We start from the raw sequence: 12162 nt of genomic DNA, 5'->3' as shown, positions 1-12162 counted from the left end.
TGGTCAGCGGGGGAACTGCTTGGCGGCGTCGAGCACCGCGTCGTCGGCCTCGCGGGTGCCGGTGCTGACCCGCACCCCGGCCCCGCCCGCGAGCGCCCGCACGGCGATCCCGTGCTCGGCGAGGTGCGCGACGAACTCGTCGTTGCGCTCGCCCAGGCGCACCCAGAGGAAGTTGCCGCCGCTGGGCGGCACGTCGAAGCCGAGGTCGAGCAGGCCGCGGCGCACGCGGTCGCGTTCGGCGGCGACCTGGGTGCACTGCGCGCGCATCGCGTCCTCCGCCCGCAGCGCCACCACCGCGGCGGCTTGGGCGGGGGTGGGCACCCGGTAGAAGATGGTCGAGGGGCGCAGCGGGTCCACCACGCGCCGGGACCCGACGAGGTAGCCGACGCGCGCGCCCAGCAGGCCGTGGGACTTGGAGAACGTGCGCACCACGGCGACGCGGTCGTCGGTGGCCGCAAGCTCCAGCGCGTCCGCGATCGACCCCGGTTCGGCGAACTCCCGGTACGCCTCGTCCACCAGCAGGACCACGTGCGGTGGCAGGGCGTCAAGGAGTTCCCGAAGCGCCGGGGCGCCGAGCACTTCACCCGTGGGGTTGTTGGGGTTGCAGAGCAGCACGACCGTCGTGGCGGGTGTGACGGCGGCGGCGACGGCCGCGAGGTCCTGGCGGTCGTCCGGTGCGGGCACGGCGATCGCTCGCGCGCCGCTGGTGCTGATGAGCAGCGGGTACACCTCGAACGACGGCCAGCTGTGCACGACGGCGTCACCGGGACCCGCGTGGGCGGTCATGAACTGCGCGAGCAGCGCGCCGGACCCCGCACCCGCGACGACCTGCTCCGGCTGGACACCCAGGTGCGCGGCCAGTTCCGCCTCCAAGCCGCTCGACAGCGCGTCCAGGGTCAGGTGCACCGAGTCCAACGAACCCGCCAGCGCCGCGCGCACCCCGGGCAGCGGCGGCGAGTGGTTCTCGTTGAGGGAGAGCTGGTGCACGATCCGGGTCACAGGCCTGCCTCTCGGCGGTGTTCGATGAGCGGGGTCGTCGCGTTCGCCACCGACGCTAGGGACGGCGTGATCACCGGGTCAAGGCCGCGGCGCGTAAACAGGAAATATGCGGTAGTGCGGGAAAACGCGGTCCGCTGATTTCACCGGACGGGCGGTTGACCCGCGATCCCGGGCGCCAGCACCATTCGCGGCTCCAGGTGTGAGGAGGACGGGATGGGTGCACGAGGTCCCGGGGCCACGCCGTTCGGCAGGGTCGCCGCCGCGCTTCTGACCTCGCAGTTCGGTGTCTACACCGCCATCATCACCCCGCTGCAACTGCTGCTGGCCCTGCGGTTCACGGGGTTGACCGGCGACGCGGGCCGGGCGGCCGACGCCTTCGGGCTGGCGACCGGGCTCGGCGCCGTCGTCGTCCTGGTGGTGACGCCGGTCGCCGGGCGCATCAGCGACGCGACGGCGTTCGCCCTCGGGCCGCGGCGCACGTGGGTCCTCGTCGGCGCGCTCGGCGGTGCCGCGGCGGTGGTGGCCATCGGTGGGACGTCAGCGGTGTGGCAGGTGGTCGTGCTGTGGTGCCTGGCCAAAGCGCTGTTCGGGTTCCAGCAGGCGGCCACCAACGCCGTCCTGGCGGACCAGGTTCCCCCGCGGCGGCGGGGTCTGGCGTCCGGGATGCTCGGGTTGGTGATCCCGTTCGCGCCGCTGCTGGGGTTGCTCGTGGTCAACGCGCTGCCTGCCGGGTCCGCGGCGCAGTGGCAGGTCGTGGGCGCGATCGCCGCCGTGGCCGGGGTGGTCGCGGTGGTCCTCGTGCGGGAGGACCGCCGGGCCCGCGGACGGGCGGGCGGGGACGGTCCCCGTTCGGTGCTGCGGACCTTCTGGGTGAGCCCGCGGCGGTACCCGGCGTTCGGCTGGGCGTGGTTGGTGCGCTTCCTCATCACCGGCACCTACGCCGCGGGGAGCTACGTGTCGCTGCTGCTGATCCAGCGGTTCGGCGTGCGGCCCGCGGAGGTCGGCGGGCTCGTGCTGGCCTGGTCGCTGATCACCGTGCCCACCGCGGTGGTGGCGAGCCTGGTCGCGGGACACCTGTCGGACGTGCTGCGCAAGCAGAAGCCGTTCGTCGTGGCCTCGGCCGTGATCGGGGTGGTGGCCATGCTGCTGCTCGCCACCGCGCCCTCGATCCCGGTCGTGCTCGCCGCAGGCGGCGTCCTCGGGATCGGGATGGGCACGTTCCTGGCCGTGGACCTGGCGATGTGCGTGCGGGTGCTGCCCGACGGCGCCACGGCGGGCCAGGACCTGGGCATCGTGGCCATCGCGAACACGCTGCCGCAGTCGCTCGTCCCGCTGTCGGCGCCGCTGCTGCTGGGCATGGGCGGATACCCGGCGTTCTTCGGCTTCCTGGCACTGCTCGGGGTCGCGGGCGCGCTGGCGGTGCGGGGGGTGCCGGAGGTGGGCGCGGAAGCGGCAGCGCGCCCACCCGTTCGGACCACAGTGGACAGGCCCTAGCGGGCGCGCTGGGACTCGTCCGGGTCGGCGGGGGCGAACTTGCCGAAGCCGCCGAGCCCGCCGGAGCGGCGCAGCTCGTTGATGTCCTCGTAGGTCACCGGCCGCCCGGGCATGGGGGTGCCGGGGATGGCCCGCAACCCGTCGACCACCAGCGCGAACAGCCGCTGGAACACCATCTCCGCGAGGTCGTCGCCCGCGGGCGGCACGAGCCGGGACACGAGCACCAGCGCCAGCATGGTGTCGCCGATCTCGATGTCCGCGCGGATGGTGCCCGCCGCCTGCGCGCGGCCGAGCAGCCGCTGGGCGACGGCCATGACCCGGTCGCGCAGCTCGTCGATCTCCGGCGAGCTCTGGATGGCCCGGTAGGCGCGGTCGGACAGCGCCGTCATCGTGATGCCCAGGCGCAGCTCCAGCGCCGAGCGCAGCAGGGTCGTCAGCGCCTGGGCCGGGTCCGGCTCGGCGCCCTCCACCCGCTCGGCCAGCTCCACGAGGCGGGCGAAGTTGTCCAGGCTGACGGCCTTGATCAGCTCGGCGCGGTCGGGGAAGCGGCGGTAGAGGGTGCCCACCCCGACGCCCGCGGCCTTGGCGATCTCCTCCATCGGCACGTCCACGCCCACCCGCAGGAACAGCGCCCTGGCGGCGTCGATGATCTGCGCGCGGTTGCGCCGCGCGTCGGCCCGCAGCGCCGGTGGCGTCCCGCCCTTGTCCCCCACCGCGCACCCCCTGCTCGTCGTCGTCCCGGCTGGAGCGGGCATTTTCGCACCTCACGGGCGATTCCGCACCGGTGGGGGCGGGGACGGCGTCACCCGATCGGCGGATGTGGACGAATTCCTTCCGGTTAGCTACTCTGGGGCAACCGGAAGAAAATCATCCACATGATCCGCCGAGATGGGGGTGGCCCGTGACCGAGGCCGTCGTGGAGCGCGTCGAGCAGCAGGGCACCGAGTACCCGGTCGACCGCCGGTGCCCGTTCAGCGCGCCCGCCGAGTACACCGAGCGCCGCGAGCAGGCGCCGATCAGCCGCGTGCGCATCACCGGGGGCGACGAGGTCTGGTGGGTGTCGGGGCACCGGGAGGGCCGCGCGGTGCTCGCCGACAAGCGCTTCTCCTCCGACCGCAGGCTCGACGGGTTCCCCATCCCCAGCACCGACCAGAGCATCCGGGAGCGGTTCCGCACCCAGCCGCCCTCGATGATCAGCATGGACGGCGCCGAGCACGCCACCGCCCGCCGCGCGGTGATCGCGGAGTTCACCGTCAAGCGGGTCGCCGCGCTGCGCCCGCGCATCCAGCAGATCGTGGACGGGTGCGTCGACGACCTGCTCGCCGCCCCGGGGCAGCCGGTGGACCTGGTGCGGGCGCTGTCGCTGCCGGTGCCGTCGCTGGTCATCTGCGAGCTGCTCGGCGTCCCCTACGCCGACCACGACTTCTTCCAGGAGCACACCTCGGTCCTGGTCCGCCGCAACGCCGCACCGGGCGAGCGGGCGGCCGCGGTCGACGCGCTGCGCGACTACCTCGGCACGCTGATCGACCGCAAGGTCGACGAGCCCGGCGACGACCTGTTCAGCCGCCAGATCGCCGCGCGCACCGCCGACGGCACCTTCGACCGCGGCGCCATGGTCAGCCTGGCGTTCCTGCTGCTGGTCGCGGGCCACGAGACCACCGCCAACATGATCTCCCTCGGCGTGGTCGGCCTGCTGGACAACCCCGACCAGCTCGCCCTGGTCACGGCCGACCCGACGAAGCTCCCGCTGGCGGTGGAGGAGCTGCTGCGCTACTTCACCATCGTCGAGTCCGTCACCGCCCGGGTCGCCACCGAGGACGTGGAGCTGGCGGGGGTCACCATCCGCGCGGGCGAGGGCATCATCGTCTCGGGCCTGTCGGCCGACTGGGACCCCGCGGTCTTCCCCGACCCCGACCGCCTCGACGTCCAGCGCGGCGCCCGCCACCACATCGCGTTCGGCTTCGGCCCCCACCAGTGCCTCGGCCAGAACCTCGCCCGGCTGGAACTGGAGATCGTCTTCGAGACCCTGTTCCGCCGGATCCCCACCCTGCGCCTGGCCGCCCCGGTCGACGACATCCCGTTCAAGACCGACGCGGGCATCTACGGCGCCTACGAGCTCCCGGTCACCTGGTAGCCGCGTGGCGGTGGGGGCGGCCGCCCCCACCGCCACCCCTCCAGGAGGTGTAACGCGGGGCCCGCCTGGAGCTATTCGCAGGCGTAGGGGACGACATCTTCGACCACCCGGACCTGCGCGGCCCGGAGTGGGACCGGCTCGGCAAGGAGCTCGACCGGGTCAAGGCGCCCAAGCGGCGACCGCGGCGGCGCGGCCCGGGGTTCTTCGCCCGGCACCGGGCCGCCGTGCTGAGCACCGGTGGGGTCGTGGTGGTGCTCGCGGCGAGCGTGGTGGTGGTCGGGAGCGTGGACCGCGGCGCCACCGACTCCGGGCTCACGGGCGCGCCCAGCACGACCGCCACCACGCAGACCGAGGTGCGCCGGGTGGACCTCGCGCAACCCTTCGCGGGGACGGCGGCGGCCGGCTGGCAGGACGGTGCCGCGGGGGTCGTGGTGCCCGTGCCGACACCGCTGGCGGGCTTCTCGGCGGAGCAGGTGGCGGGCGCGCTCACCCAGGTCCGCGACGTGCTCATCACCGCTCGGCTCGACCCCGAGGTGCTCTACGGGCACGACCTCGACCGGCTCGCGGCCCGCTTCTCCGAGCGCGACCGGGCGGACGTCCACACCAACAAGGGGTACCGCACCGCGATCGCCCCGGGGAGCACGCTGCTGGGCGTTCCTGCCAAGGTCGCGGGCACCATGACCGCGAAGGCGGGCAGACCGGGCGAACTGCTCGTCGACACGTCCTACGCCTTCGCCTACGCGTTCCGGCCCCCCGACCCCGAGCGGGTCAACGACCCGCTGCACATCATCAGCGTCGTGCGGGTGCGCACCCAGTACGGCTTCTACGACGACCGGTGGGACGCGACCGGGTTGACGGCGCTGGACTGGTCGTCGTACTCCTACTCCGTCGACTGCGCCGCCGCCGAGGCGGGTTTCCTCGCCCCCAGCCTGGGCAAGGGCGGAAAGCCGGACCTCGACGCGGGAGATGCCGAGCGGGACGCGTTCGACCCCGCGGCCCCGATGGCGACGGAGAGCACCTGCTGACGGTCCGGTGAGGACCGACGAGGTCATTTCCGCTTGCGCCGGAACACGGTCGTGAGCAGCGCCCCGAAGGCCGCGCCGACCGCAGCGGGCACGAGCGGGTTGGCGCGCTCGGCGGCGGTCACCCGGATGACCGCCGGGCCAGGCGGCGCGACGGGCTGGCGGGCGGCGGTGTCCGACCCGGTCGCGGTCCAGGCGGCGATGAAGATCAGCAGCCGGGAGACCAGCGAGATGAACACGAGCAGACCGATCACCGACCCGAAGGCGACCCCGGTGGGCGAGCCGCCGATGATGCCCAGGTAGACGTTGCCCGCGAGCTTGAGCGCCTCGAACCCGACCGCCGCCGCGGCGGCGCCACGCACGGCGCTGCGCAGGCCCACCGGGCGGCGCGGCAGCTTGGTGAGCACCCACAGGAACACCAGCCAGTCGGCGGTGAGGGCGAGCACGACCGTGGACAGCCGCAGCAGCACGGTCGCGCCCAGGGTGTCCTCGATGCCCGCCAACCGCAGCAGCCAGCCGCCGACGCTGCCGCCGACCGCGGTGAGCCCGAACGACACCGCGATGGCGGGCACCAGCCCGAGCAGCGCGAGCCCGTCGCGCACCACCACCCGCAGCAGCGGTTGGTCGACCCGGTGCTGGTCCCACATGGCGGTGAGCGCGTCGCGCAGGGCGTTCATCCAGTTCCAGCCGGAGTAGAGCCCGACGACCAGGCCGAGGACGCCGATGTGGGTGCGCTGGTCGATCAGCCCGTCAACCAGCGTGCCCACCTCGCCCACCAGCGGCCGGGGCACCACGTTGCCCACCCCGATGCGCAACTGGGTGAGCAGGTCCGGGCTGCCCGCGAGCACGAACCCGGCGGTGGAGAACCCCACCATCATGATGGGCACCACCGACAGCACGCTGAAGTAGGTGATCGCGCCGACGTACTGGTACCCGCTGTGCTCGATGTAGCGGTCCACCGCCCGGACGAGGTGGTCTAGCCACCGGTACCGCACCCGTGCCCGGCGCCACCGCTGCGCCCACCCCACCCGTGTCCCCGACGCCTCCGCGCTCACCCGGAATGTGTACCCCGACCGGGGTACCTCCGCTTGATCAAACCACGGGGACCGCCCCGCGCCCGCGCCTGACGCGCGGACGCGGGACGGGGTCACACACCGGCGATGGAGCTGATCCAGGACCGGTAGCGGGTGATGTTGGTGTAGGAGGTGTAGTCGTACCGGTTGCTCGTCGACGCGACCCCCACCTGGCGGCCGTTGGCGAACATCGGCCCCCCGGAGTCACCCCCGGCGGTGATCCCGTTGTAGTACCGGGCGCCGATCGCCACCCCGCCGAAGTAGTCCCGGTCGGCGACGGTGGAAACGGTCACGTCGGCGTACTTGAGGTACCGCGACTGGCAGTTGATCTCCGCCTGGTCCGTGCAGGTGGCCCCCCACCCCAGCACGACCGCGTACCGCCCCGGCGCCACGTCGGTGGAGGTGCCCAGCGGCGAGTAGGTCGTGCGGATGCTGCGGTCCAGCCGCACCAGCGCCAGGTCCGCCGACGGGTGGGTGGTCGTCTGCGCCCCGTAGGCCACGTACCCCCCGCTGCTCTGGTCCAGGCTCCCGATCCGGAACGACAACGACCCGCCCACGCAGTGCCGCGCCGTCAGCACGTACTGCGAGGAGATCAACGTCGCCGTGCAGTTCTGCTGCCCGTTGAGGAACAGCCGAGCCGCCCACGGCGCGCTCTGGTTGTAGTACCCCCCGTCGATGATCTGCGTCGACGGCGGCGCCTCCCCCACCGGCGGCCCCGGCTTCGCCCCCGCCACCGGCGCCGCCACCACGACCGCCCCCAGCGCCACCGCCACAGCGGCCAACATCGTCCTCACGAGCGCTCTCCTCTGCTTGCAGGGTGCGCGGCCGGGGGGACACCCGACCACGCCCCGAAGTGTGAAGTGACCGTGAACACCGGAACAATCCGTAGTGGACCCGTATCAATTGGCCCACCGCACCCACCGTTCGGTGGGATTGACGCCGCGACCGCGAGGGCACTCCGTGGCCACACCGGGAGCGCGAGGAGGGGCGAGTGGTCGAGCGGACGCCGGATGGGCGGTACGTGGTGGTGGAGGGACGGCGGTGGCGGGCGACCGACCCGGAGGTGCCGGAGGACGCGGCGGCGGCGTTGCGGAAGCACTTGATGGCGGCTCGGCGGGCCGTGGGGGTGGCGGTGCGGGCCGGGGACGCCGAGGGGGAGCGGGTGGCGCGGGGGCGGGTGCAGGTGGCGAAGGTGGCGTTGGGTGAGCGCGGGGTGCCGTGGTGGGAGGCGAGTTCGGCCGAGCGGCGGGAGCGGTGGGTGGCGGGGTTGCGGGAATTGGACGGGGAATAACCGGGCCGATCTCTTTGTGTGTCAGTTTCTCACCGCCACGATCGGATTGTCCGTTGCGGACCGCTAACGTCCGATTCGCCGTGAACGAGGAACCTGGTGTCCCCAGTACGGCGGGTCGGGGATTGGCGGCCAGGAAAGGGGGTTCGTTGGATTCCTCCGGCACGGTTATCGGCACTCTCCCCCCGGAAGGGTGGTTATCGCGTGAAAGGGTTCCGACGGAGCGGCGCTCGCGCGTCTCCCCCGGCGTCCCGGCTGCGGTTGTCGGGTGCCGACCAGGGGGAATGCGGTGGTCCGCGGCCGTGGAATGCGGCTGAGACGTATTCACGTCAGCGGGCGCGTTAGCACGTCCTCGGCCTCTTCGGGGAATTTTCCGGAGGGTGGGCGGAATTACCATTTGTCAGCCCCGGCGCGTTCCCGGGAGTTCACGGGGCGTCGCGGCGGGGTGGGCGGGTGCGGCGTCGAGCTGGGCCAACAGGGTGGGCGGGGCCACCTGGCGGTAGGCGTCGGTGATGATCTCGGCCAGTTCAGCGGGGTCGACGGCGACGTCGAGGTAGACGCCGAGCCAGCCGCGGTGGCCGACGTAGGGCGGGCGGAAGAAGCGCACCGGATCGGCCGCGACCAGGGCTTCCTGGGCGCCGGGCGGGGCGGCGCACCAGATCGCGGGCCGGGCGCAGTGCCGGATCCCCGCGTAGGTGACGAACCTGCGCCGGGCACCGGCGAACCAAGCGGGCTCACCGTGGCTGAGCCGTTCGGCGCAGCCGGGAAAGGGCAGGCAGAGGGAACGGATGGCGGGGATCGGATCGGTCATGGTTTCGCCTCCTGGAACTGCTGGTCCATTCCCGCAAAATCTCTATGCTGGATCGCGGTTTCGCTACAGTGGACCACTTGTCGCGACCGGTCCGGTGACCCGGCAGCAGCTGACCAGGGGAGAACGTGCGCGTGGACCAGAACCGTGCGGCGGGCGAGGAGCCCGCGTTCCGCGTCCTGGGGCCGCTGGAGGTCCGCGTCGCCGAGTCGTCCCGGCTCTCCCCCGGTCGCCAGGAGATCGTGCTGACCATGCTGGTGCTGGAGGCCAACCGGGTGGTCGCGACGAACCGGCTCATCGACGCGATCTGGGACGGCGCGCCACCCGCCACCGCCCGCGCGCAGGTGCAGATCTGCGTGTCGGCGCTGCGCAACGTGCTGCGCGGCTCCGGGTGGGCCGACGCGCTGGTCACCCGGGCCTCGGGCTACCTGCTCCAGGTCCCCGAGGAGCAGGTCGACGCCAAGCTGTTCGCGCGGATGACCGCCGACGCCGACGTGCTGGCCGCGCAGGGCAAGCTCACCGCGGCCGCGGCGCTGCTGCGCCGGGCGATCGCGCTGTGGCGCGGGCCCGCGCTCGACGGCATCCACAGCAGGCTGGTGCGGGCGCGCGCCGCCCAGCTCGACGAGAGCCTGCTCCAGGCCAAGGAGACCTCGTTCGACCTGGCGATCCGGCTCGGCGACCACCGCACGGCCATCGGCGGCGTCGCGGCGCTGCTGGCCGAGCACCCGCTGCGCGAACGCCTGCGCGGGCAGTACATGCTCGCGCTCTACCGCTCCGGGCGGCGCGCGGAGGCGCTGGAGGTCTACCGGGTCGGCCGGGAGCTGATGATCGAGGAGCTGGGCATGGAGCCCGGCGCGGAGCTGCGCGAGCTGGAGGCGGCGATGCTCTCCGACGCCGACCAGCTGCTCCCGCCGCGGCCCGCGGCGGTTCCGGTGCAGGCGCGGTCATCCGATGACCACAGGACGCCGCGCGCCCCGCACCAGCTGCCCGCCGACATCGCGGACTTCACCGGGCACGCCGAGCTCGTGGCCACGCTGCGCCGGGTGCTGCTCGACCGGGAGGCCCCGCGCGCGGCGAACGTCGTGGTGCTGGCGGGCAAGCCGGGCGTGGGCAAGAGCGCGCTGGCCGCGCACGTGGCGCACCGGGTGTGCGAGCACGACTTCCCCGACGGCCAGCTCTACTGCGAGCTGGGCGGCACCGGGCCGTCCCCGGTCTCGCCCTCGGACGTGCTGGGGCGCTTCCTGCGCGCGCTGGGCGTGCTGGTGGAGGGCATCCCGGACAGCCTGGGCGAGCGCGCGGCGCTGTTCCGGCACCTGATCTCCGACCGCAGGCTGCTGGTGGTGCTCGACGACGCGGCCTCGGAGTCGCAGGTGGCGCACCTGCTGCCGGGCAACAGCCGCTGCGCGGTGCTGGTCACCAGCCGGGTGCGGCTCACCGGGTTGGCGGGCGGGCGGGTGTTCGAGGTCGACGTGCTGGAGCCCGCGCAGGCCGTGCAGCTGCTGGTGCGGGTGATCGGGCAGGAGCGGGTGGCCGCCGAGCGCGCGGCCGCGGAGGCCCTGGTGCGCTTGGTGGACCGGTTGCCGCTGGCGCTGCGGATCGTCTCGGCGCGCTTGGCCGCCCGCCCCACGCTGACGCTGTCGTGGATGCTGGAGCGGTTGTCCGATGAGAAGCGCAGGCTCGACGAGCTCTCGCACGGCGAACTGGTGGTGCGGGCCAGCGTCGCGCTCACCTACGACAGCCTCGACCCGCAGGCGCGCCGGTTGCTGCGGCTGCTCAGCGCGCTGCGCTGCGCGACGTTCCCGGCGTGGGTGGCGGGCGTGCTGCTCGACGTCGGCGTCGACCGGGGATCGGCGCTGCTGGAGCACCTGGTCGACATGCAGATGATCGAGATCGCCCCGGCGGGCGCGGGGTCCGCGCCGCGCTACCGGTTCCACGGGCTGCTGTGGCTGTTCGCGCGGGAGCGCTCGGAGGTCGAGGACGACGGCGCCCACCACGCCGTGGCGCGCGTCGTCGCGCGGTGGTTGGAACTGGCCCGCACCGCGCACACCACCCTCTACGGCCGGGACGGCAGCACCGTGCTGCACAGCGGTGTGGAGCGCCCCGAGCTGCCCGCAGACCTGGTGCGGCAGGTCAAGGAGGACCCGCTGGCGTGGCTGGAGTTCGAGCGGGATTGCCTGTGCGGCGCGGTGGACATGGCCGCGGACTCCGGGTTGGACGAGCACGCCTGGGACCTGGCCGTCACGCTCGTGGCGCTGTTCGAGGCGAGGCTGTACCACGACGACTGGGAGCGCACGCACGAGCGGGCGCTGGAGGCGGTGCGCGCCGCCGGGCACGAGCGCGGCGAGGCGGCGCTGCTGTGCTCGCTGGGATCGATGCACCTGAGCGGGCGCAGGCTGGCCCTGGCGCGCGAGCTGCTGCACCCGGCGCTGGCGACCTTCACCCGGCTGGGCGACGCGCACGGCACGGCCATCGCGCGGCGGAACCTGGCGCTGGTGGACCAGATGCGCGGCGAGGACGACAGCGCGCTGCGCGGCTACGAGCAGGCCTCGCGGGAGTTCGCCGCGGTGGGCGACGTGGTCGGCCAGGCCCACGTGTGGGTGCAGATCGTGGCCCTGGAGCTGGAATCCGGCGACATCGCCCGCGCCGAGCAGCACCTGCTGCACGCGCTGGCGCTGTGCCCGCCGGAGGGCAGCAAGCGGGTGGAGAACCAGCTGCGCTTCCGGCTCAGCGAACTGCTGGTGCGCCAGGCGCGCTACCAGCACGCCGCCGAGCTGTTGCGCGGGTTGCTCGACACCGTGCGATCGAGCCGGGACCTCATGGGGCAGGTGCGGGTGCTGGAGCGGTTGGGGGCCGTGCACGCGGTGCTGGGCGACCGGGCCGCGGCGGCGCAGGTGCTGCGCGAGGCGCTGGACCTGGCGGGGCAGGCGGCGGCCGCGATCCCGGTGGACGGGATCCAGCGGGAACTGGAGGCGGTGCTCGGTGAGCGCGCGGAGCGCGAGGCCGCGCCGCCGGTGGTGGGAGCGGCCCGGTTGACCGTGGATTCGCTGGTGCTGGACACGTTGACCAGCGGGCGCTGAGCGCTTCCCCGCCACAGCGGGGAGTTCGACGACGCGGGCGCCCGGTCCCGCTGCGCTGCAACCAGCACGGGCGGACGAACCGCGGCGGGTGGCACGCCACGCGCGCCACCCGCCGGATCACCCCGTCACTTCCCCCACGGGGTGTCCGGTGCCGCGGTGGGCGGTGCGGTGGCCCTCGGCGTCCTCGTCACGACCGTGCTCCCCCTCATGATCAGCGCTCTTCCTCTCCGGCCCGGGGGTCGTCCCCCCGCAGCGGACGTCGTGGCC

Annotated in this window: 10 protein-coding genes; 5 read left to right on the top strand and 5 right to left on the bottom strand. The window is 73.6% G+C overall.

The window, feature by feature from the left end:
* Nucleotides 1-3 precede the first annotated feature (3 nt).
* Nucleotides 4-999: an aminotransferase class I/II-fold pyridoxal phosphate-dependent enzyme gene (locus BJP25_RS09685; RefSeq protein ID WP_084793831.1), complete on the bottom strand. Its 996-nt coding sequence runs from the start codon at nucleotides 997-999 to the stop codon at nucleotides 4-6.
* Between the two features lie 213 nt (nucleotides 1000-1212).
* Between BJP25_RS09685 and BJP25_RS09680 the strand changes: the two genes are divergently transcribed.
* Nucleotides 1213-2493 (top strand): MFS transporter, encoded by a 1281-nt coding sequence (locus BJP25_RS09680; RefSeq protein WP_075974494.1) that lies wholly within the window; start codon nucleotides 1213-1215, stop codon nucleotides 2491-2493.
* Here BJP25_RS09680 and BJP25_RS09675 read toward each other — a convergent pair.
* Nucleotides 2490-3248, bottom strand: coding sequence for a TetR/AcrR family transcriptional regulator (locus tag BJP25_RS09675; RefSeq protein ID WP_075974493.1), 759 nt, complete (start codon nucleotides 3246-3248; stop codon nucleotides 2490-2492). The two genes, BJP25_RS09680 and BJP25_RS09675, sit on opposite strands and share 4 nt — an antisense overlap.
* A 146-nt stretch (nucleotides 3249-3394) precedes the next feature.
* Between BJP25_RS09675 and BJP25_RS09670 the strand changes: the two genes are divergently transcribed.
* Nucleotides 3395-4627, top strand: coding sequence for a cytochrome P450 (locus BJP25_RS09670; RefSeq protein ID WP_075974492.1), 1233 nt, complete (start codon nucleotides 3395-3397; stop codon nucleotides 4625-4627).
* Nucleotides 4628-4851: 224 nt separating this feature from the next.
* Nucleotides 4852-5652 carry a hypothetical protein gene (locus BJP25_RS09665; protein ID WP_075974491.1) on the top strand — a complete coding sequence of 267 codons (801 nt, stop codon included), beginning with the start codon at nucleotides 4852-4854 and terminating at the stop codon, nucleotides 5650-5652.
* 23 nt (nucleotides 5653-5675) lie between these two features.
* Here the strand turns inward: BJP25_RS09665 and BJP25_RS09660 are convergent, their stop codons facing one another.
* Nucleotides 5676-6608, bottom strand: a complete 933-nt coding sequence (locus tag BJP25_RS09660; protein ID WP_233157982.1) for a YhjD/YihY/BrkB family envelope integrity protein — start codon at nucleotides 6606-6608, stop codon at nucleotides 5676-5678.
* 188 nt (nucleotides 6609-6796) lie between these two features.
* Nucleotides 6797-7507 carry a S1 family peptidase gene (locus BJP25_RS09655; protein WP_075974489.1) on the bottom strand — a complete coding sequence of 237 codons (711 nt, stop codon included), beginning with the start codon at nucleotides 7505-7507 and terminating at the stop codon, nucleotides 6797-6799.
* 206 nt (nucleotides 7508-7713) lie between these two features.
* Between BJP25_RS09655 and BJP25_RS34710 the strand changes: the two genes are divergently transcribed.
* Nucleotides 7714-8013: a hypothetical protein gene (locus BJP25_RS34710; RefSeq protein ID WP_075974488.1), complete on the top strand. Its 300-nt coding sequence runs from the start codon at nucleotides 7714-7716 to the stop codon at nucleotides 8011-8013.
* A 397-nt stretch (nucleotides 8014-8410) separates the two neighbouring features.
* On the opposite strand, the gene BJP25_RS09645 is transcribed toward BJP25_RS34710, so the two are convergent.
* Nucleotides 8411-8821, bottom strand: coding sequence for an MmcQ/YjbR family DNA-binding protein (locus BJP25_RS09645; RefSeq protein ID WP_075974487.1), 411 nt, complete (start codon nucleotides 8819-8821; stop codon nucleotides 8411-8413).
* Nucleotides 8822-8952: 131 nt separating this feature from the next.
* Between BJP25_RS09645 and BJP25_RS09640 the strand changes: the two genes are divergently transcribed.
* Complete coding sequence (locus BJP25_RS09640) at nucleotides 8953-11895, top strand: AfsR/SARP family transcriptional regulator (protein ID WP_233157981.1); 2943 nt, start codon at nucleotides 8953-8955, stop codon at nucleotides 11893-11895.
* The last annotated feature ends 267 nt before the right edge of the window (nucleotides 11896-12162 follow it).

Origin of the sequence: Actinokineospora bangkokensis (assembly GCF_001940455.1) — a bacterium.
Lineage (GTDB): Bacteria > Actinomycetota > Actinomycetes > Mycobacteriales > Pseudonocardiaceae > Actinokineospora > Actinokineospora bangkokensis.
This window is presented reverse-complemented; position numbering and strand designations above follow the sequence as displayed.